Here is a 21,330-nt window from a genome sequence, read left to right on the forward strand (position 1 = left end):
CCGCCATGAACGGCCTGCTCAACACGGACGACCCCGACTCCCTCTCTCAGGCCGAGCGGGCCTATCGCCGCCTGCGCGGCGAGATCCTGCATGGCGACCTGATGCCGGGCGAGCGCCTGCGGGCGGCCGACCTGCAAGATCGCTACAGCCTCGGCCTGACGCCGATCCGCGAGGCCTTGATGCGGCTCGCCTCGGAGAGCCTGGTCGAGGGCGAGACCAATCGCGGCGCGCGTGTGACGGATGCCTCGCTCGACGAACTCGCGGACATCATGGCGACGCGCCGGGCGATCGAGCGGCTGTGCCTGACGGCCGCCATGGCCCGGGGCGGGGCGGACTGGGAGGCCGAGATCGTCGCCAGCATGCATCTGCTGTCGCGCACGCCGCTGCCCGCCGATCCGGGCGACCGGGAGGCCGCCGCGCGCTGGGAAGCGCAGCACCGGCGCTTCCATCTCGCGCTGGTGTCGGCCTGCGGGTCGAAATGGCTGCTGCGCTTCTGGGCAACGCTGGCCGACCATTCCGAGCGCTACCGCAAAGTCCGGCTCCTGCATCATCACGAGGCCGAGGCGGAAGTGCGCGACATCAACGCGGAGCATGCCGCCATCATGGCCGCCGTGCTCGACCGCGACCCGGCCCGCGCCACCGACCTGATGGACCGCCATCTGACCAACACCGAGACGTCGGTCGCCCGTCTCCTTGCCCCGAAGGGATCGAAGCCTTGATCATCCGCACCGCCGTCCTGGAAGGCACCGTCCCGCAAACCGAGCGCGCCGGCTTCGATGCCCGCATGCGCGACGGCGTATTGCCGGCCATCGCCCGCTATCCGGGCCTGCGCCGCGCGACGCTCCGGCGGGCGGCCGAACAGGAGCCCGGCGCGCCGAGCGTCTACATGACCTTCGAACTCTGGTTCGACGATCTCGCCGCCATGGAGGCCGCCCTGGCGAGCCCGGTCCGCCAGGAGGTGCGCGCGCGCATCGCCGAGGCGATGGGGCCGTTCGAGGGACGCGTCTATCATCTGGTGCTGGAGGAGGCCGGCGAGACCGGCCCGGTGTCGTGACCGTCCTGGTGACCGGCGCCGGACTGATCGGACGGCTGACCGCCGAACGATTGGCCGCCCGCGGCGACGCGGTCGTCCTCGCCGACGTGCGGCCGCCGCCACCGGTCGCCGGCGATGTCACCGCGGTCGTGGCGGATGTGACCGATTTCGCCGCCCTGGCGGCGATCGTCCGGACTCACGGCGTCACCCGCATCGTCCACACGGCCGCCATGCTGTCGACCGGCATCCGCCAGGACCCGCGCCGCGGCGTCGAGGTCAACGTGCTCGGCACCGCCAACGTGCTGGAGGTGGCGCGGCAGTCGGGCGTCGCGCGGGTGGTGGTCGCCAGCTCGACCACGGTCACCTACTCGGTCTTCGGATCGCTCGGGCCGGAGCCGATCGGCGAGGATGTCCGCATGGCGGTCGTCTCGGAGCGGCCGGGCAGCATCTATGCGGCGACCAAGCTGGCCGGCGAGCATCTGGCGCTCGTCTATCACGACCTCTACGGCCTCGACACCGTCGTGCTGCGCTACGGCGCCGTGATCGGCTCGGACGGCGGGCCGTCGACCAGCGTGCCCGGCCGCCTGCTCGACGGACTGATCGCCGCCGGCCGGTCGGGTCGGACGATGGTGCTCGACGACCCCTATCTGGTCTGGGGCGGCGAGGAGGAGTTCGTCGACGCGCGCGACTGCGCCGACGCCAACGTGGCGGCGCTCGATGCCTCGCGCCCGCTAGCCCGGGTCTACACCATCGCGACGGGTCGGACGGTCACGCTTGCCGGCTTCGTCGACGCAGTCCGGATGGTCCTGCCCGACCTCGCGGTCGAATGCGGCCCCGAACCGGCGACCGGCTTCGCCGGCTTCCGTCATCGCCGCCCGGCCCCGTCCTCTCCGGAAGCGGCCGCCCGCGAGCTCGATTTCCGCTGCCGCCACGATCTCGCGTCGACGATCCGGTGGACCGCCTTCGGCCGCGTGCAGCCGTCCTAGCAGCTCCGATCGGAGCGCTCAGCTCTGATCCGAAGAAGCCTGCGCAAACAGACAGCTTGACCTTCGGCGCCGCTGATCGCGACCTTGGCCCGGCCGAATGCCGATGGCGCTCGTCATGACGCTGCCGATGGCGCCGGTCGATCGATGACGGCGTGTCGCTATGGTCATCGGCGCCGGGATACGGCGCGTTGCCGGTTTCGGCGCATCGGTTCGACTGGCCGGACCAGCATTCTCTCCAGATCAAGGATTGGGACGGCCGAAGCGATCGAGACCGTCGGCCGCCGCGGGCGGCTTTCACCGGGAGCGCCCCCGCGGCGCGCGAGGGCCTGGTCGCCTGGTCACCGGGTCGCCGGACCGGCGCCGAAAAAAGTTAGCTGCTCGGGTAACTGTCTCTTCCAAGCCGTCCGCCGGCGTGATAGTTAGCCTCATGACTAAGCATGATCCCGATCTCTCGCAGGTGTTCCATGCCCTCGCGGACCCGACCCGGCGGACGATCCTGACCCGGCTCGCCCGCGGGCCGGCGCCGGTCAAGGAACTGGCCGATCCGACCGGACTGCGCCTGCCGACGGTGATGCGTCACCTCTCGGTGCTGGAGGCGGCGGGATTGATTGCGACGTCCAAGGACGGGCGGGTCCGGACCTGCGCCTTGGTGCCCGAAGCCCTGTCGGCGCCGCGGACCTGGATCGACGACCAGAGGGCGCTCTGGGAAGCCCGGCTCGACCGGCTGGACGCCTGCGTGATGGCCTTGATGAAGGAAAGCCAGACATGATGACGACCCTGAGCCCCGCACATGCGCCGGGTGGCGGCGCCCCCCCTTCGTCCTCCGCCCGCCGTGGCGCGTCGCCCGGCCGGAGGAGGCGCGCGGCCGGGAGCACCGGCCGCGGTTCCGCGGTGCGCCGGCGCGGCGCCGATGCGGAAGGGGCGGTCCGATGAGCGGCCGCTTTGCCACGCTTTCTTTCGAACGTTCGGTCGCGGCGCCTGTTTCGGCGCTGTGGAGCGCCTGGACGGCACCGGCTGCGCGGGCGCTGTGGGCGGCGCCGGCTCCATCGGTCACGATCGAATGGCTCGAGGCCGACACCCGGGTGGGCGGTCGCGAGGTTTCGCTGTGCAAGACCGCGGGCGAACCCGCCATTCGCTGCGAGGTCGGCTGGCTGGTGCTGCAGGCCGACGCCCTGAGCGTCAATTCCGAGATCGTTTCCGTCGACGGCGTGCCGCAATCGGCGGCGCTGGTGACCGCCGATCTCACGCCCGTCGGCGGCGGAAGCCGGATCGTCGTGACGGTCCAGCTCTCCTCGCTCGCCGAGGATATGGAGGCGGGGTACCGGCAGGGATTCGGCGCGGGAATGGACAATCTGGCCGATGTGGCGGCGCGAACCATGGTGCTCCGGCGGGTCATTCGCGCGCCGCGCGCCGTGGTCTGGGGGGCCTGGATGAACCCCGAGACGCTGCCGCTCTGGTGGGGGCCGGACGGGTTCTCCTGCCGGACCCAGCGGATCGACCTCCGGGCGGGCGGCGAATGGGTCTTCGACATGATCGCCGCGGACGGTACGGTCTATCCCAACCACCATCGCTATGGCGACGTCCGGCCACCGGACGGGTTCTCCTACACGCTGCACTGGGGCGAGAACGGACCGAAACACGCCGATGCCTGGGCCTCGTTCGAGGAGCAGGACGGGGCGACCGCGGTGACGCTGGCCATGGTCTTCAACACGGCCGCGGAATTCCGGGACGCCAAGGGATTCGGCGCGGAAGCCTTGGGCCTGCAGACGCTCGGCAAGCTGGCCCGCTTCGTCGGGGAGACCTGAAGCCCCTGACGATGCCCTCGCGTGGTCGGGAATCCGGCCGGTCCGGCCAGTCAGGTCGATCGGTCAGGCCGGGCCGGAGATCAGCCGGCGAGCAGACGGGCCTGGCGCAGGGCGGCCGGGGTCGGCGAGGCGGTGCAGAAACAGGCTGCGCGGAGCTGGTCGTGCAGGATGCGGAAATGCGCCACCACGGCTTCGGTCGAGGTGACCGCGCCGTCCAGCACGGCGGCCGCCTGGCCGACCAGATCGGCGCCGAGCGCGATCGCCTTGGCGGCATCGAGCCCGGTGCGGACGCCGCCGGAGCCGATCACGACCGCCCCCGGAACGGCGTCGCGCACCGCGCGGATCGCGACGGCGGTCGGGATGCCCCAATCCGAGAAGGCGGCGGCAACCCGGCGCTGATGCTCGGTTCCGGCCCGTTCGCCTTCGATCGCCGCCCAGCTGGTGCCGCCGGCACCGGCCACGTCGAGGATGTCGACGCCGACGCCCGACAGCCGCCGGGCCACGGCGGCGGACAGGCCGCAACCGACCTCCTTGACGACGATCGGCACATCGAGGGCCACCACCAGCCGCTCGATGGCGGCGAGCGCGCCACGCCAGCGGCGGTCGCCCTCCGGCTGCAGGATCTCCTGCAGCGGATTGAGATGGATGATCAAGGCGTCGGCGTCGATCATCTCGACGGCGCGGCGGGCCTCGTCCAGACCGTATTCGTCGACGATCTGCGCGCCGCCCAGATTGGCCAGGAGCGGGACGGTCGGCGCGAGGCGGCGCAGTTCGCGCGTCACGCCGCCGTCGCCCGAACCCGACAGCGCGACCCGCTGCGAGCCGACCGCCAGCGCCAGGCCGAGAGCCTCGGCGGCCTCCGCGAGATGCCGGTTGATGGCGGCCGCGCGTTGCGGGCCGCCGGTCATCGAGCTGATCAGGAACGGCGCCCGCAGCGTCCGGCCGAGGAACGGCGTGGCGAGGTCGATCTCCTCCAGATCGAGTTCGGGCAGGGCGCAATGCTCGAACGCGATCACCTCGAATCCGGTCGCGGCCTGCCGGTAGCGGGCCGTCCGACCGTCGAGCACGATGTCGAGATGCTGGTCCTTGCGGTTCAGAATGCCGCCCTCCGCGCCGCCGGCCAGTCGCAGGGCCGCCGGTTTGGCCGAGCGGTCGCGGTCCGGGCGGCTCACGGCCGGGTTCCCCAGGGCGTGATCATGCCGAACAGATGGGCGAAGTCCTTCATCATGATGCGCAGATGGGTGCCGAATTCCTGGCGCACCAGCTCCTTCTCCAGATAGGAGGACCAGGTCAGCCGCTGCACGTCGGGATCGCGGCAGATGCTGACGAAGCGCTCGCGGCGCTTGTCGGAGCCGTACCAGAAATGCTGCATGATGCGCAGGATCAGGAACACCTTGCCGTGCTGGCGCATGAAGCCCCGGCGCGCCTCCGCAAGCCGGCGCGGGTCGTTGCGGGCGAGCGCCGCATCGACCGCCTCGGCGGCAAGCCGGCCGGTCGCCATCGCGTAGTAGATGCCTTCGCCGGAGGCCGGCGCGACCACGCCGGCGGCATCGCCGGCGACCACGACATCGCGACCGTTATCCCAGCATTTCAAGGGTTTGAGCGGCAGCGGCGCGCCTTCGTGGCGGATCAGGCGGGCCTGGTCGAGGCCGATCCGGCAGCGCAGCCGGGCGATCGTCTCGCGCAACGGGAAACCCTTCTGCGCACTGCCCGTGCCGATGCTGGCCGTGGCGCCATGCGGGAAGACCCAGGCGTAGAAGTCCGGCGAAACGGAATCGCCATAGAGGATGTCGCAGCGCGTCCGGTCGTAGTCGGCCGGCAGAATGCCGTCGGTGGCGACGATCTCGTGATAGGCGAAGACCAGCGGCGGCCGGGCCTGCGCGGGCAGCATCTGCCGGGCGATCTGCGAGTTGGCACCGTCAGCGCCGATCACCTGATGGGCCAGTGCCGAGGCCTCGCGGCCGTCCGGATCGGTCCAGACGATGCGCAGGCGACCGCGCGCGTCGCGCTCGTGCCGCTTGAACGTGCCGGTCCGTCGCTCGGCGCCGTCCGCCGCGGCGCGCTCGCGCAGGAACTCGTCGAAGCTCTCGCGGTCGACCATGCCGACCTCGCCGCGTTCGATCGCCATGTCGACGGTCCGTCCGGACGGCGCGACGATGCGCGCGGACCGTGCCTTGGCGACCAGGAGCCGGTCCGGGATGTCGAAGTCGCGGATCAGGCGCGGCGGGATGGCGCCGCCGCAGGGCTTGATCCGTCCGCCGCGGTCGAGCAGCAGCACCGCCCGGCCGGCCCGCGCCAGATCGGAAGCCGCCGTCGCCCCGGCCGGCCCGCCGCCGATCACCACCGTCTCGAAAACATCCTCGGTCATCGGACCCTCCCGGTCGTCATTCCGCGGGCGTGATGCGCTCCCCCGCGCCGAGCGCCGTCCGGTCCGTCGATGGGCGCGCCACGATGGCCAGGGCCAGCAGGGCCGAGGCCAGGAACATGACGGCCTCGGCCAGAAACACCGCCTGATAGGCCGTCACGGTGAGCCCGGTCGCCCAGCGCACGGCATCGACCGCCACCGTTCCGGCCAGCCCTCCGGCCCCGAAGGCGATCGCCTGCGCGGCGCCCCACAGGCCCATCCGGGTGCCGCGCGACTGCTGCGGCCCGCTTCCGGCCAGATCCATCATCATGCTGATCGCCGCCACCGCGAAGGCGCCGTTGGCGAAGCCGAGCGCGGCGACCAGCGGCCGGATCGGCAAACCCAGCGCCGGACTTTCGGCGATCGCGGCGAGCGCGGCCGCCGAGGCCACGCAGCCGGCGATCATCATCGCGCCGACGAAGCCGGGGCGCCGGCCGGCGAGATGTCCGGCCAGACCGACCGTGACCATCCCGGCCAGGACGCCGGCATTCTGCAGGCCGCCGAGCCGCGTCGTCTCGCCGGGCGTCATGCCGAAGACGATTCCGGCATAGGGCTCCAGGATCAGATCCTGGGCGCTGTAGGCGAGCATCGAGGCGAAGATGAAGAGCGTGAACCGGCGCGCGACCGGATCGCACCAGACCATGCGCAGCATGGCCGAGAAGCCGCCGTCGCGCTCTGACCGGCTCGAGGCCGCGCCCGGTGCTCCGGCGCGGCGCGATCCCTCGAGGCCGCTGACGGCGACGACGGACAGCAGAAAGGCAAGCAGGCCGACGACGGCCGCGACGGCCACCAGCCGCTCCGGCGAATAGGGATCGAGCGCGCGGCCGCCCAGCGCGGCGGTCACGATGAAGCCCGCGATCATCATCACCCAGACGATGGTGGCGGCCGGTGCCCGGCGCTCGTCCTCGACCCGTTCCGCGAGCAGGATCAGCGTGTTGGTCCCGGCGGCGCCGACCCCGAGACCGATCAGCACGAAGGCCGCAACCGCCAGCACGAGCCCGGCGACCGGTGCCGTCGCCATCCAGGCGGTCGCGATCGCCGCGAGCAGCCCACCCGCGGCCAGCACGGCCATCCCGCCCACGATCCAGGGCGTGCGCCGGCCGCCGCGATCCGAGGCGTAGCCCCAGCGCGGGCGCAGCGCCTGGCAGGCATGATGAAGGGCGACGAGCAGGCCCGGAACGGCCGCCGGCATGGCGTACTCGACCACCATGACCCGGTTCAGGGTCGAGGTGGTCAGCACCAGGATGGCGCCGAGGGCGGTCTGCAGGAGGCCGAGCCGGAGGATGCCGAGCCAGCCGAGAGGGCGCGGGGTCATGGGGCCGCTCCGTTGAGCGTCGAGATGGCGAAGGCGGCGGCCAGCATGCCGAGCACGTAGAGCGTCGTGCCGGTGGCGTTGTACCAGGGCGCCCGGGCGCGCGGCGAAGCCAGAAGCCGGGCCATCAGGACGATCTGGACGGCGAGCAGGAGACCGATCAGCGCCGCATGGTACGGCCGGCCCCAGGAGATCAGGAGCAGGATCACCACGCCCTGCGGCACCGCCATCACCCAGCAGGCGAAGCGGGCGGCGGTATCGACCCCGAGCTGGGCCGGCAGCGAGCGGATGCCGGAGCGCAGATCGCCTTCCACCGACTTGAAATCGTTGAGCGTCATGATGCCGTGTGCGCCGACGCTGTAGAGCAGTGCCAGGGTGACCGCCTGCGGGGCCGGCATGGCGGCGGACGCCAAGGCGGCGCCGACGAACCACGGCAGGCCCTCGTAGCAGACCGCGACGGCGGCATTGCCCCACCAGCCATTCTGCTTCAGCCGGAACGGCGGGGCGCTATAGGCCCAGGCGAGCACGAGACCGAACACGGCGGCGGCGAAGATCATCGAGCCGAGTGCGGCCGAGACGACGAGCGACAGCACCGTCCAGGCGAGCGCGATGTAAAGCCCCCAGCGACCGGGGATGCGGCCGGACGGGATCGGGCGGTTCGGTTCGTTGATGGCGTCGACATGCCGGTCGAACCAGTCGTTCGCCGCCTGGCTGGTCGCGCAGACGAGCGGGCCCGTCAGAAGAATGCCGCCGGCCACCAGAACCCAGTGGTCCCCGAGCGGACGCCCTGCCGAGGCGAGGCCGCAACCGAAAGCCCACATGGGAGCGAACCATGTGATCGGCTTGAGGAGCTCAACGCTTGCCTTTAGGGAAGGGTAGGACATGAAGGCATGATAGGCTTGACAGTCTGAAGCGTCAAGTCAGCCTTACAGTCGAGCGTCGCTCGCATGCGACATGACGATACCCGACGCAACTTTTCCCTGCTGAATAAAATCGTTCCAGGCTAGTCCTGGCTCGAAAGATCGCCGAGCCCGAAACGATGCAATTTCGCATAGAGGCTTTGCCGGCTGAGGCCGAGAATCTGCGCGGCGGACGCGCGATTGTCGTCGGTCAGCTTCAAGGCGGCCTCGATGCACATCTGCTCGATCATGTCGGTGGTCTCGCGGACCAGATCCTTGAGCGGCATGGTGCCGATCAGGTGCGACAGGTTCTCGACCGTCGACTGGACGCCCGCCTCGCGGACCAGCGGCAGGGCCGAGCGCCGGCGCACCGGCCGGATCAGCATGCCGACGCAGGGTTCGTCGACGTCCTGAACATAGACCGCCGTGACGTCGACCTCTTCGCGGGCACCGAGTTCGCCGCGGATGAGGGTGGCGAAGTCGCGCAGCGAGCCGTAGTCGCGCAGGTTGGTGGCGATCAACGAGTAGTCGATGCCCGGCCGCCCGAGCCAGCGCTCCAGGTGGGCACCGCGCGCCAGGTCGGCGGATGCGAGCTGGCAGAGTTCCACGAAGGTGTTGTTGGCTTCGAGGATTTCGCCGTCGAGCTTGAAGGCCACAAAGGCGTCGGGGAGACGCTTGAGGACTTCGAGCGCCGTCGACGGGAAGTCCGTCTCGCCTTCCGGCGCATTCGTCACGGAAAGCCGCATCAGCAGGAACTGGCGGCTATCCTGCCTATACTGCGACACGGCCATGATGATTTCCCGCCCGGAATCGGCGAGGCGCAGCGACTGGTCCTGCAGCTTTCCCATCGACCGGGCGATGGTCATGGCACTCTGAAGCCCGCTCGCCGAGGCCGGTTCGAACAGGTCCCGAACGGACTTGTCAACCAAACGTGACGGTGCCACGCCGAGGAAACGGGCTGCGGCCGGGTTGGCTTCGGTGATCCGGCCATTCTCGGCGTCGATGACCAGCACCGGCTCGCTCGCCATATGGAACAGCAGGCGGTAGCGCGATTCCGCGTTGCGGAGCCGCGCATAGTCGGCTTCCATCTCGCGCTGGATGTCGATGACGCGCTGCTGCAGGCGGGCCTCGGTGGCGAGATCGCGGCCGAAGAGGACGACATCCCCGTCCGCCGAAAGGCGAACCGCCGTGAAATTCAATGGGATGCTGCTGCCCGACGGGATCACGACATTGACCTCGCGCCAGCGCGTGCGGGCGTCGAAGGTGGCATCCCGCAACAGCGCCGCCGCCTTGCTGCGGCTGTCGATGTTGACAATGTCGTGCAGGGACTTGCCGACCCAGGTCTCCAGGTCGAGCGGGTAGTAGTCCTCGTTGCCGAGGGCGATATCCTGGATGACACCCTTGCCGTCGATGATCAGGCTGACATCCGACGAGGCGGCGAACAGCGCCGCTGCATGGCGTGCATCGACAGCCGAGAACCAGGATTCGGGCGTTTTGAACCGCTGCAGCGACTTCAAGGCGGTCGTATCCATGGCGGTCACAGCCTTCTCGCCTTATGCCCTGTCCGAGATGTACGCTTCCTCTGACATATAGCTGTGTATGTGGCTGATCGCCTGACTTCCGTCAATGGCAGTGAAATCTGCCCCCACGGCTTTCACCATATCGGGGTTGTCGAGGAAATAACGACCGCCCACCATGATCACGGTACCGTCCGCCCCAGGCAGGCTGCGCAGTTCCGCGATCAAGGCCCGCAGCTCGTCAAGGCGCTCGTCCGTGGAGAGCGACAGGCCGACGGCACGCGCAGGCAAGCTTTTCATCGATGCGATAATGTCTTCCCGCGTGCTTCCGGGCAGACATTCCACCTCCCATCCGTCGCGTCGGAAGAACTCTTCAAGCATCAGCAGCCCGAATACATGTTGTTCCGAAGGAGCAGTGGCCAGAATGATGCGTCCGCCGGGTCTGAACCGGTCGGCTGCCGCGGCCATGGAGTTGGCAAGCGTCCGCATCAGGCGCTGAAGACGGCTCAGCGCCATGGTGACTTCGGTGAAGGACAGCTCGTCCTCGGCCCAGCCTTCCCCAAGCCAGCGCGCCGTCGGCGCAAGCAGGTCGAGGAAGATCGATTCCAGCGGCAGGCCGCTGGCCAGCAGCTGGTAGATGAAGCCGAGCGCGGCATCATCGTGCCGTTTCAGCACGATGCGCCCAAGTGTCTCAGGGGTCGACGCATTGAAGTCGACCGCCTGAACGTCGGCTGCCGTGTGACGCAGGTCGCTCCGATAGGTCAGCAGAAGCCGCGGAATAATGCCGCTTTCTATGGTCCTGGCCAGATGCATCCAGCGATCCGGGGAACCAACACGGTCGTCGTTGCAGCGTAGATGACCTTCGCGCGGTGGCGGTCTTGCCGCCGGCGCTTCGAAACAACCCGTGTCAACGGACGCCAGGTCAACATCGACCATTGGTGTCCTCCCATGGATCCCGACTTTTCAATGGCGCGGGAATGGCCCCTAGCGCACACCCGTCGCGTCATCCTGTCAAGGTGGGGAATCGTGGGCGCCGAGGGAAGTGACAAAAAAAAGTGACAGTCTCACTGTCAGAAGCGACGTCGAGTGTCATTTTAAAAAAACGTCAAACCAGATTGACACTCGTGCCTCCTCGGTCCTAGCCTTCATAAAACGGCTAGGGAGGCCGCGTGATGAACCGGCAGCCGAAGCAGGGACAGACGGGCAGGGGGCTCTATAGCGCGGCGGAACGCCATCGCCGGGATGCCTCGCCCTGGACGCTGGTGCAGGGCATCCTGGCGCCGTTCCAGTTCGTCGTCTTCCTGGTGAGCCTCGCCCTGGTGCTGCGCTTCCTGGCCACCGGCGAGGGCTATGCCGCCGCCACCGCCTCGATCGTGCTGAAGACCCTCGTGCTCTACACGATCATGGTCACCGGCGCGATCTGGGAGAAGGACGTGTTCGGCCGCTACCTGTTCGCGCCGGCCTTCTTCTGGGAGGACGCGGTCAGCATGGTGGTGATCGCGCTGCACACCGCCTATCTGGCGGCCCTGTGGACCGGCGCGCTCGATGCCGCCGCCCAGATGGGCCTCGCGCTCGCCGCCTACGCCACCTACGTGGTCAATGCCGCGCAATTCCTCTGGAAGCTGCGCATGGCCCGCCTGCAGGCGTCGGCCGCACGGACCGAGACCCTGCGGGAGATGCGGACATGACGGCGCAACCGCTCCTCGCCCCCCGTTCCGCCTGCGATCTGCCGGTTCTGCGTCAGCGCGGCCAGCGCGAGGTGTTCTGCGGCCTGACCGGGATCGTCTGGCTGCACCGCAAGATGCGCGACGCCTTCTTCCTGGTCGTCGGCTCGCGCACCTGCGCCCATCTGCTCCAGTCCGCCGCCGGCGTGATGATCTTCGCCGAGCCGCGCTTTGCGACCGCGGTGATCGACGAGCGCGACCTCGCCGGGCTGGCGGACCTGCATGACGAGCTCGACCGCGTGGTCGGCCGGCTGATCGACCGGCGCCCGGACATCCGGACGCTGTTCCTGGTCGGCTCCTGCCCGTCGGAAGTGATCAAGCTCGATCTCGCCAAGGCGGCCGCGCGGCTCTCGCTCGGCTTCGGCAACCGGCCGCGGGTCCTGTCCTATTCGGGCAGCGGCATCGAGACCACCTTCACCGAGGGCGAAGACGCCTGCCTGGCCGCGCTGGTGCCGGACCTGCCGGCCGAGGGCCGCGATGCGGAGGCGTCGCTGCTGGTGGTCGGCACGCTCGCCGACGTGGTCGAGGACCAGTTCCGCCGCCTCTTCGCCGATCTCGGCATCGGCCGCGTCGCCTTCCTGCCCGGCCGCCATCGCGAGGATCTGCCCGCCGTCGGCCCGGCGACCCGCATGCTGCTGGCGCAACCCTATCTCGCCGAGACCGCCCGGCGGCTGGAGGATCGCGGCGCCCGCCGGCTCGCCGCGCCGTTCCCGCTCGGCGCGGAGGGCACCACCGATTGGCTCTGGGCCGCCGCGACCGCCTTCGGGGTCCCGGCCGAGCGTTTCGAGACGGTCACCCGCCCGGCGCGTCAGCGCGCCCGCGCCGCCGTCGCGCGCCACCGGGCCGCGCTGGAGAACCGGCGCATCTTCTTCTTCCCGGACTCGCAGCTCGAGATCCCGCTCGCCCGGATGCTCAGTTGCGAACTCGGCATGATCCCGGTCGAGGTCGGCACGCCCTACCTGCACCGGGCCCATCTGGATCCCGATCTGTCGCGCCTGTCGCCGGACCTCGTCCTGTCCGAGGGGCAGGACGTGGAGGCCCAGCTCGACCGCTGCCGCGCGGCGAAGCCGGACCTGGTGGTGTGCGGGCTCGGCCTCGCCAATCCGCTGGAGGCGGAGGGTTTCACGACCAAATGGTCGATCGAGACCGTCTTCACGCCGATCCAGGGCTACGAACAGGCCGGCGATCTCGCCGAGCTGTTCGCCCGCCCGCTGGACCGCCGCAACCGGCTGGAGGTGTGACATGCAGCTCACGGTCTGGACCTACGAGGGACCGCCCCATGTCGGGGCCATGCGGGTGGCGACGGCGCTGACCGATGTCCACTACGTGCTGCATGCGCCGCAGGGCGACACCTATGCGGATCTGCTGTTCACGATGATCGAGCGGCGCGGCGCCCGCCCGCCGGTCACCTACACGACCTTCCAGGCGCGCGACCTCGGTGGCGACACCGCGGAGCTCTTCAAGACGTCCGTCCAAGAGGCCTGCGAGCGGTTCCGGCCCGCGGCCGTCCTGGTCGGGGCCTCCTGCACGGCCGAACTGATCCAGGACGATCCGGGCGGGCTCGCCCGGGCGCTCGGCCTCGGCATCCCGGTGATCCCGCTGGAACTGCCGGCCTATCAGCGCAAGGAGAACTGGGGCGCGTCGGAGACCTTCTATCACTTGGTCCGTGCGCTGGCCGGCCCGTCCGCGCCGCCGCCCGGGACGCCGCGCCCGGCCCGACCGGCCGACCGCCGGCCCCGCTGCAACCTGCTCGGGCCGACCGCGCTCGGCTTCCGCCATCGCGACGACGTGGTCGAGGTGACCCGCCTGCTCGCCACGATGGGCGTCGACGTCTCCGTGGTCGCCCCGCTCGGCGCCTCCGCGGCCGATGTCGCCCGCCTCGGCGAGGCCGATTTCAACGTCGTGCTCTATCCGGAGACCGGCCGCCAGGCCGCGACCTGGCTGGCGCGCAGCTTCGGCCAGCCGATGGTCGACATCGTGCCGATCGGCGTCGGCGCGACGCGCGACTTCATCGCCGCCGTCGCCGCCGCGGCCGGTGTCGATCCGGCGCCGGCACTGGCCGCCGAGACGGCGCGCAGCCCGTGGTATGCGCGCTCCGTCGACAGCACCTATCTGACCGGCAAGCGCGTCTTCGTCTTCGGCGATGCGACCCACGCCGTCGCGGCCGCCCGCGTCGCCCGCGACGAACTCGGCTTCACGGTGGTCGGCCTCGGCACCTACCAGCGCGAATTTGCCCGCGAGGTGCGCACCGCCGCCGCGCTCTACGGCCTGGAGGCGCTGATCACCGACGACTATCTCGAAGTCGAGGAGAGCATCGCCGGACTGCATCCGGAACTCGTGCTCGGCACGCAGATGGAACGCCATATCGCCAAGCGGCTCGGCGTGCCGTGCGCGGTCATTTCGGCGCCGGTCCATGTCCAGGACTTCCCCGCGCGCTACTCCCCGCAGATGGGCTTCGAAGGCGCCAACGTGCTCTTCGACAGCTGGGTCCATCCGCTGATGATGGGCCTCGAGGAGCATCTGCTCGGCATGTTCCGGGACGATCCGGAATTTGCCGACGGCGCCGCGCCCTCGCATCTCGCCTCGGTCGCGCCGATCGCCGCCGCACCCGTGGAGCCGATCCTCGCCCCGGCCGCAACGGCCTCCGTGGTGGCCGCAGTAGCCCCCGTGGCGGTCGCCCATCCGGCGTCCCCCGCGGCGCCGGTGCCCGCGACCGGGCCCGATTGGACCGCGGAGGCGGAACGCGAGCTCCGCAAGATCCCATTCTTCGTCCGGGGGAAAGCACGCCGGAACACGGAAATCTTCGCCCGCGACAAGGGTTGCGCGTCGATCACGGTGGAGACACTTTACGATGCCAAGGCACATTTCGGTCGCTGACCCGACGCCTGTGCGCGTCGTCATCGTAACGCTCGATCACCACCTCTCCAGCGTGGTCGACCGCGCTGCCCTTCAGCTGGCCGCCGAGCTGCCCGGCCTGGTCCTCGATCTGCATGCCGCGGCCGACTGGGAGGGCGACCCGGCGTCGCTCGATGCCGCCCGCGCCGCCGTCGCCAAGGCCGACATCGTCATCGCCAGCATGCTGTTCATGGAAGACCATGCCCGCGCCATCCTGCCGGCGCTGCAGGCGCGCCGCGACGCGTGCGACGCCATGGTGATCTGCATGTCGGCCGCGGAGGTGACGCGCCTGACCCGGATCGGCGGCTTCGACATGTCGGCCCCGAAGGGCGCGGCGATGTCCTTCCTCAACAAGCTCAGGCCGAAATCCTCGCAGACGCGTGGCGGCGCCGGTCAGGGCCAGCTCAAGATGCTGCGCCGCATCCCGCAGTTCCTGCGCTTCATTCCCGGCACCGCCCAGGATGTGCGCGCCTATTTCATGGCGCTGCAATACTGGCTCGCCGGGTCCGAGGACAATATCGCCAATCTGGTCCGCATGATGGTCGAGCGCTATGCCGCCGGCCCGCGCGCCGCGCTGCGCCGCGCCGTCAAGGCCGCCGCGCCCGTCGACTATCCGGATGTCGGCCTCTACCACCCGCGTCTGCGCGGCCGGATCGGCGCCGAGGCGGCCGCCCTGCCGCGTCCGGCCGGGCCGGTTGCCGGCACCGTCGGCGTGCTGGTGATGCGCTCCTACGTGCTCGCCGGCAATACCGGCCACTATGACGGCGTCATCGCGGCGCTCGAGGCGCGCGGCCTGCGCGTGGTGCCGGCCTTCGCCCACGGCCTCGATGCCCGGCCGGCGATCGAGCGCTTCTTCGTCGCCGCCGGCCTCGGCGGCAAGCCGCGGCCGATCGTCGATGCCGTCGTATCCCTGACCGGCTTCTCGCTGGTCGGCGGCCCGGCCTACAACGACGCCAAGGCGGCGGAGGAGATTCTGGCCGGTCTGGACGTGCCCTATCTGGCCGCCCAGCCGCTGGAGTTCCAGACGGTCGAGCAGTGGCGGGAGTCGCCGCGCGGCCTGCATCCGGTCGAATCGACCATCATGGTGGCGATCCCGGAACTCGACGGCGCGGTCGTGCCGATGGTGTTCGGCGGCCGCTCCTCCGCGGCCGCTCCGGCGGCGGCGCGCGACATGACCGCCGACCCCGAACGCGCCGCCATGCTGGCCGCGCGGGTCGCCCGCCTGGTCGCCCTGCGCCGGACGCCGGCCGCGGAGCGGACGCTCGCGATCGTGCTGTTCAATTTCCCGCCCAATGCCGGCGCGACCGGGACGGCCGCCTATCTGTCCGTCTTCCCGTCGCTCTTCAACACCCTGAAGGCCCTGGCCGCCGAAGGCTATCGCGTCGACCTGCCGGCCGACGCCGAGGCGCTGCGCGACGCCATCCTGCATGGCAACGCCGCCTTCGCCGGCACGGCCGCCAATGTTCATTGCCGTATCCCGACCGACGACCATGTCCGCCGCGAACGCCATCTGCGCGAGATCGAGGCGCAGTGGGGGCCGGCGCCGGGACGCCAGCAGGCGGACGGTCGCGGCATCCAGGTTCTGGGCGCGCGCTTCGGCAACATCTTCGTCGGGGTCCAGCCGGGCTTCGGCTACGAAGGCGATCCGATGCGGCTGCTGTTCGAGCGCGGCTTCGCCCCGACGCATGCCTTCTCGGCCTTCTACCGCTGGATCCGCGAGGATCTCGCCGCCCATGCGGTGCTGCATTTCGGCACCCACGGCGCGCTCGAATTCATGCCCGGCAAGCAGACCGGCCTGTCCGGCGCCTGCTGGCCCGACCGGCTGATCGGCGACCTGCCGAACGTCTATCTCTATGCCGCCAACAATCCGTCCGAAGGCCTGATCGCCAAGCGCCGCGGTGCCGCGACGCTGGTCAGCTACCTGACCCCCGCGATCACCCGGGCCGGTCTCTATCGCGGCCTGATCGATCTCAAGGCGGCCATCGCCCGCTGGCGGTCGCGCGACGGCGAAGCCGGCGCCGCCGACACGGCCGACACCGCCGAACTGATCCAGGCGCTCGCCGCCGCCGTCGACCTGCGCCCGGCCGAACCGGCCTGGACGCCCGAGGCGGCGGACGCCGAGATCGCCACCCTCGCCCGCGAAGTCTACGAGCTCGAGAACACCCTCGTCCCGCACGGCCTGCATGTCGTCGGCAGCCCGCCGGCGACCGCGGCCCGGGCCGATATCCTGATCTCGATCGCGGAGGCAAGCCATGCGCGCCGCCTGGAGCCGCGCCTCGCCACCGACCTCGCCGAGGGCACGCCAGTCGCCGATCTGGTCCATGCCTTCCCGGCCGAGGAGCGCGCCGCCGTCCGTCCGATCCTGGAGGAACTGGCCCGCACGGCCGACCTGCTGGCCCACGACGCCGAGCTGCCGGCCCTGATGCGCGCGCTCGACGGCCGCTTCATCCGTCCGGCCCCGGGCGGCGACCTGCTGCGCACCCCGGCGATCCTGCCGACCGGCCGCAACGTGCACGGCTTCGATCCGTTCCGGATTCCGTCGAGCGTGGCGCTCAAGGACGGGACCCGGCAGGCCGCGCTGCTGATCGCCCGGCATGTCGCCGACGGCCATCCGTTCCCGGAATCGGTCGCCCTGGTGCTGTGGGGCACCGACAATCTGAAGAGCGAGGGCGGCCCGATCGCGCAGGCTCTCGCCCTGATGGGCGCGCGCCCGCGCTTCGACGGCTACGGCCGGGTCAGCGGTGCCGAACTGGTCCCCCTGGCCGACCTGCGCCGGCCGCGCGTCGACGTGGTCATCACCCTGTCGGGCATCTTCCGCGATCTCCTGCCGATGCAGGTGCGCCTGCTCGCCGAGGCCTCCTATCTGGCGGCCTCCGCCGACGAGCCGGTCGAGGAGAACTTCGTCCGCAAGCACGCGCTCAGCGTCGCCGGCGCCAAGGGCTGCTCGCTGGAAGACGCCGCCTTGCGCGTCTTCTCCAATGCGGACGGCGCCTATGGGGCGAATGTCAATCATCTGATCGAGAGTTCGGCCTGGGATCAGGACGGCGAACTGGCCGAGACCTTCACGCGCCGCAAGGGTTTCGCCTATGGGCGGGACGGCCGCGCGATGCGCCGGCCGGAGCTTTTCGCCAGCGCGCTGGCGTCGGTCGAGATCGCCTATCAGAATCTGGAGAGCGTCGAGCTCGGCGTCACCACCCTCGACCAGTATGTCGACACGCTCGGCGGCATCGCGGCGGCATCGCGCCGGGCCGGAGGGGCAGCGCCCGCCGTCTATATCGGCGATCAGACCCGCGGCGAGGATCGCGTCCGCAGCCTGGCCGAGCAGGTCGCCCTGGAGACGCGGACGCGGCTCCTCAACCCGAAATGGTTCGAGGCCATGCTGGAGCACGGCTACGAGGGCGTGCGCCAGATCGAGGCGCATGTGACCACCACGCTCGGCTGGTCGGCGACCACCCAGGCGGTGGCGCCCTGGGTCTACCAGCGCGTCTGCGAAACCTTCGTGCTCGATCCGGCCATGCGGGCGCGGCTGTCCGATCTCAATCCGACGGCGGCGGCCCGTGTCGCCGGCCGGCTGATCGAGGCGAGCGAGCGGCAATTCTGGTCACCCGACGCGGCGACGCTGGATGCGTTGCGGCAGGCCGGGGAGGAACTCGAGGACAGGCTCGAGGGCGTGTCCGTCGAGGCGGCGGCATAAGGAGACGAGGCTCATGAACTATCAGCTCCCGATCCGGAAGCCGGTCCCGTGCCCAGACGGCGAAGGCAGCGTCCAGGTCCATCTCGACCCGTCCATGCGGATCGACACCGCTAAGGTCTTTGCCGTCTACGGCAAGGGCGGCATCGGCAAGTCGACCACCTCGTCGAACCTCTCGGTCGCCTTCGCCAAGCTCGGCAAGCGCGTCCTGCAGATCGGCTGCGACCCGAAGCACGACAGCACCTTCACGCTGACCAAGCGCATGATCCCGACGGTCATCGACGTGCTGGAAGGCGTCAACTTCCACACCGAGGAGCTGCGGCCCGACGACTTCATGGTCGAAGGCTTCGGCGGCGTGATGTGCGTGGAGGCCGGCGGACCGCCGGCCGGCACCGGCTGCGGCGGCTATGTCGTCGGCCAGACCGTCAAGCTGCTGAAGGAACACCACCTTCTGGAGGATACCGACATCGTCGTGTTCGACGTGCTCGGCGATGTCGTCTGCGGCGGTTTCGCCGCCCCGCTGCAGCATGCCGACCGCGGCCTGATCGTCGCCGCCAACGACTTCGATTCCATCTTCGCGATGAACCGGATCGTCGGCGCCATCCACGCCAAGGCCAAGAACTACGGCGTCCGGCTCGGCGGCGTGATCGCCAACCGCAGCGCCGGCGTCGACCAGATCGAGCGCTACAACGACCGCGCCGGGCTGAAGACGATCGCCCATTTCCCCGATCTCGACGCCATCCGCCGCTCCCGCCTCAAGAAGGCGACGCTGTTCGAGATGGACCCGACCCCGGAAGTGGTTGCGGTCCAGGAGGAATATCTGCGTCTCGCCGCGTCCCTGATCGTCGGCAGCGAGCCCTTCGAGGGCCGCCCGCTGAAGGATCGCGAAATCTTCGATCTGCTGGGGTACGACTGATGACCACGCAAAGCTACACCGCGCGGCGACACCAGCTCGAAACCTATTTCGACCGCACCGCCGTGGATGCCTGGGCGCGGCTGACCTCCGACGCGCCGGTCGGCCGCATCCGCCGCACCGTCCGTGCCGGGCGCGACGAGATGCGCGCCACGCTCCTGTCCTGGCTGCCGCATGACCTGTCGGGCATGCGCATCCTCGATGCCGGCTGCGGCACCGGTGCCTTGGCGGCGGAAGCCGCCCGGCGCGGGGCCCGGGTGGTCGGCGTCGATATCTCGCCCAAGCTGATCGAACTCGGCCGTGAGCGCCTCGCCGGCATCGGTCCCGGATCGATCGACCTGATCGTCGGCGACCTGCTCGATCCCGCGCTCGGCGTCTTCGACCATGTCGTCGCCATGGACAGCCTGATCCACTACCCCTCGGCGGATGTCGAGACCGTGCTGGCGAGCCTGGCGCAGCGCACGCGCCGCTCGATCCTGTTCACCTTCGCGCCGTCGACGCCGCTGCTCGCCAGCATGCACGCGATCGGCCAGTTCTTCCCGCGCAGCGACCGTTCGCCGGCGATCGAGCCGATCGCGGCCGCACGCCTCGCCCGCCGCATCGACGACCATCCGGGCCTCGGTGGCTGGCTGCGCGGCCGCTCCCGGCGCGTCGCGCGCGGCTTCTACATTTCCCAGGCACAGGAGCTCGTCAGGACATGACCGGCCCGTCCCTCCGGCTCGCCCGGGCGTGGAGCAAGCTCGGGCTTCGCTACCTGCCCTTCGCGGATGCGGCCAGCCCGGCGCTGCCGATGGGGCGGCTGCTGCGCCTGTCGCTGTTCCAGGTCACCGTCGGCATGGCGACCGCGCTGCTGGTCGGGACGCTCAACCGGGTCATGATCGTCGAACTGAGCCTGCCGGCCGTGCTGGTCTCCACCATGGTGGCGCTGCCGATCCTGTTCGCGCCGCTGCGCGCCTTCATCGGCTTCCGTTCCGACAACCATCGCTCCGTGCTCGGCTGGCGCCGCGTTCCCTATCTGTGGTTCGGCACGCTGCTGCAATTCGGCGGCTTCGCCTTCATGCCCTTCGCGCTCCTGGTCCTGTCCAGCGAGGGCGACGGCCACGAGGTGGTCGGTTCGATCGCGGCGGCCCTGGCGTTCCTGATGGTCGGCGCCGGGCTGCAGACCACGCAGACGGCCGGACTGGCGCTCGCCACCGACCTCGCCCGCGACGAGGACCGGCCGCGCGTGGTGGCGCTCCTTTACGTGATGCTGCTGGTCGGCGTCGTGACCGCCAGCCTGATCTTCGGTTGGGCGCTGCAGGACTTCAGCGAGGTCCGGCTGATCCAGGTCGTACAGGGTGCGGCGGCCGCCACCATGGCGCTGAACCTCGTGGCGCTCTGGAAGCAGGAGGCGCGCGATCCCGGCCGCACCCGCATGGACGTGCCGATGCCGCGCTTCCGCGACGAATGGCGCGCCTTCACGACCCGCCCCGGCGCGCGCCGCCTGCTGGTCGTGGTCGGGCTCGGTACCGCCGCCTTCTCGATGCAGGACATCGTTCTGGAGCCCTATGGCGGCCAGGTGATGCATCTCTCCGTCTCCGCCACCACGCTCCTGACCGCGCTTCTGGCGGTCGGCGCCCTCGCGGCCTTCTCGTTCGCCGGCTGGCGTCTCGGCCATGGCGCCGACCCGATGCGGCTGGCCGGGCTCGGCGCGGTGATCGGCCTGCCGGCCTTCGCGGCGGTGGCGCTGGCGGCGCCGCTTGCCAGCGGCGGGCTGTTTCTGGCCGGGACGCTGCTGATCGGGCTCGGCGGCGGGCTCTTCTCGGTCGGCACCCTGACGGCCGCCATGTGGCGCGACGACGCCGAGGACAAGGGCCTCGCGCTCGGCGCCTGGGGGGCCGTCCAGGCGACCGCGCTCGGCCTCGGCACCGCCGCCGGCGGGGCGATCCGCGATCTGGTCGGCGCCGCTGCGGAACGCGGCCTGCTCGGCCCGGTGCTGTCGGACCGCTCGACCGGCTACTCGGTCGTCTACACGCTCGAGATCGTCCTGATCTTCGCAACGCTCGCCCTCGTCGGCCGGCTCGTCAACTACGAGCAGCCCGCCGGACGGCGCCCCTCCCGGGCCTTCGGCCTCGCCGAACTGCCGGGATGACGCAACCTCGATCCGGCCCG

The 21,330-nt window shown here is 70.4% G+C and carries 18 protein-coding genes; 12 read left to right on the top strand and 6 right to left on the bottom strand.

What is annotated here, in order from left to right; genetic code table 11:
* Positions 1-5: 5 nt before the first annotated feature.
* The 5 genes from ABB55_RS15270 to ABB55_RS15290 all read left to right on the top strand — a co-directional run bounded on the left by ABB55_RS15270 (position 6) and on the right by ABB55_RS15290 (position 3,824).
* Positions 6-719 (top strand): GntR family transcriptional regulator, encoded by a 714-nt coding sequence (locus ABB55_RS15270; RefSeq protein WP_054359574.1) that lies wholly within the window; start codon positions 6-8, stop codon positions 717-719.
* Complete coding sequence (locus ABB55_RS15275) at positions 716-1,054, top strand: EthD family reductase (RefSeq protein WP_054359575.1); 339 nt, start codon at positions 716-718, stop codon at positions 1,052-1,054. Before ABB55_RS15270 ends, ABB55_RS15275 begins: the two co-directional genes overlap by 4 nt.
* Positions 1,051-2,019, top strand: a complete 969-nt coding sequence (locus tag ABB55_RS15280) for an NAD-dependent epimerase/dehydratase family protein (RefSeq protein ID WP_054359576.1) — start codon at positions 1,051-1,053, stop codon at positions 2,017-2,019. Before ABB55_RS15275 ends, ABB55_RS15280 begins: the two co-directional genes overlap by 4 nt.
* Before the next feature lie 427 nt (positions 2,020-2,446).
* Positions 2,447-2,788: an ArsR/SmtB family transcription factor gene (locus ABB55_RS15285; protein WP_181184292.1), complete on the top strand. Its 342-nt coding sequence runs from the start codon at positions 2,447-2,449 to the stop codon at positions 2,786-2,788.
* 160 nt (positions 2,789-2,948) lie between these two features.
* Positions 2,949-3,824 carry an SRPBCC domain-containing protein gene (locus ABB55_RS15290; RefSeq protein WP_054359578.1) on the top strand — a complete coding sequence of 292 codons (876 nt, stop codon included), beginning with the start codon at positions 2,949-2,951 and terminating at the stop codon, positions 3,822-3,824.
* Between the two features lie 80 nt (positions 3,825-3,904).
* Here the strand turns inward: ABB55_RS15290 and fni are convergent, their stop codons facing one another.
* The 6 genes from fni to ABB55_RS15320 form a co-directional block, all read right to left on the bottom strand.
* Positions 3,905-4,924, bottom strand: coding sequence for a type 2 isopentenyl-diphosphate Delta-isomerase (gene fni / locus ABB55_RS15295; RefSeq protein WP_200912106.1), 1,020 nt, complete (start codon positions 4,922-4,924; stop codon positions 3,905-3,907).
* Positions 4,925-4,992: 68 nt separating this feature from the next.
* Positions 4,993-6,192 carry a geranylgeranyl diphosphate reductase gene (locus ABB55_RS15300; protein ID WP_054359579.1) on the bottom strand — a complete coding sequence of 400 codons (1,200 nt, stop codon included), beginning with the start codon at positions 6,190-6,192 and terminating at the stop codon, positions 4,993-4,995.
* 16 nt (positions 6,193-6,208) lie between these two features.
* Entirely contained in the window at positions 6,209-7,543 is a 1,335-nt protein-coding gene (locus ABB55_RS15305; RefSeq protein WP_054359580.1) for a BCD family MFS transporter, read from the bottom strand.
* Positions 7,540-8,424: a chlorophyll synthase ChlG gene (gene chlG / locus ABB55_RS15310; protein WP_054359581.1), complete on the bottom strand. Its 885-nt coding sequence runs from the start codon at positions 8,422-8,424 to the stop codon at positions 7,540-7,542. Before chlG ends, ABB55_RS15305 begins: the two co-directional genes overlap by 4 nt.
* A 119-nt stretch (positions 8,425-8,543) precedes the next feature.
* The gene (gene ppsR, locus ABB55_RS15315; RefSeq protein ID WP_054359582.1) at positions 8,544-9,971 is read right to left on the bottom strand and encodes a transcriptional regulator PpsR; all 1,428 of its coding nucleotides are present in this window, start codon (positions 9,969-9,971) and stop codon (positions 8,544-8,546) included.
* Between the two features lie 21 nt (positions 9,972-9,992).
* A complete protein-coding gene (locus ABB55_RS15320; RefSeq protein ID WP_083463649.1) occupies positions 9,993-10,892 on the bottom strand; it encodes a cobalamin B12-binding domain-containing protein in 900 nt (299 codons plus the stop codon).
* 236 nt (positions 10,893-11,128) lie between these two features.
* Here ABB55_RS15320 and bchF point away from each other — a divergent pair, with 236 nt between their 5' ends.
* The 7 genes from bchF to ABB55_RS15355 are packed head-to-tail and all read left to right on the top strand — an operon-like array spanning position 11,129 to position 21,310.
* Positions 11,129-11,644, top strand: coding sequence for a 2-vinyl bacteriochlorophyllide hydratase (bchF, locus tag ABB55_RS15325; protein WP_054359584.1), 516 nt, complete (start codon positions 11,129-11,131; stop codon positions 11,642-11,644).
* Positions 11,641-12,921: a ferredoxin:protochlorophyllide reductase (ATP-dependent) subunit N gene (locus ABB55_RS15330; protein ID WP_054359585.1), complete on the top strand. Its 1,281-nt coding sequence runs from the start codon at positions 11,641-11,643 to the stop codon at positions 12,919-12,921. Before bchF ends, ABB55_RS15330 begins: the two co-directional genes overlap by 4 nt.
* 1 nt (position 12,922) lies before the next feature.
* A complete protein-coding gene (bchB, locus tag ABB55_RS15335) occupies positions 12,923-14,557 on the top strand; it encodes a ferredoxin:protochlorophyllide reductase (ATP-dependent) subunit B (protein WP_054359586.1) in 1,635 nt (544 codons plus the stop codon).
* A complete protein-coding gene (locus tag ABB55_RS15340) occupies positions 14,532-18,269 on the top strand; it encodes a magnesium chelatase subunit H (RefSeq protein ID WP_054359587.1) in 3,738 nt (1,245 codons plus the stop codon). The genes bchB and ABB55_RS15340 overlap by 26 nt, the downstream gene beginning before the upstream one ends.
* 13 nt (positions 18,270-18,282) lie before the next feature.
* On the top strand, positions 18,283-19,182 hold the full coding sequence (gene bchL, locus ABB55_RS15345; protein WP_054359588.1) for a ferredoxin:protochlorophyllide reductase (ATP-dependent) iron-sulfur ATP-binding protein: 900 nt from the start codon (positions 18,283-18,285) through the stop codon (positions 19,180-19,182).
* The gene (bchM, locus tag ABB55_RS15350; protein WP_054359589.1) at positions 19,182-19,880 is read left to right on the top strand and encodes a magnesium protoporphyrin IX methyltransferase; all 699 of its coding nucleotides are present in this window, start codon (positions 19,182-19,184) and stop codon (positions 19,878-19,880) included. The genes bchL and bchM overlap by 1 nt, the downstream gene beginning before the upstream one ends.
* Positions 19,877-21,310 carry an MFS transporter gene (locus ABB55_RS15355; RefSeq protein ID WP_054359590.1) on the top strand — a complete coding sequence of 478 codons (1,434 nt, stop codon included), beginning with the start codon at positions 19,877-19,879 and terminating at the stop codon, positions 21,308-21,310. Before bchM ends, ABB55_RS15355 begins: the two co-directional genes overlap by 4 nt.
* Positions 21,311-21,330: the final 20 nt, after the last annotated feature.

This window comes from Prosthecodimorpha hirschii, from assembly GCF_001305515.1.
GTDB classification, from domain to species: Bacteria; Pseudomonadota; Alphaproteobacteria; order Rhizobiales; family Ancalomicrobiaceae; genus Prosthecodimorpha; species Prosthecodimorpha hirschii.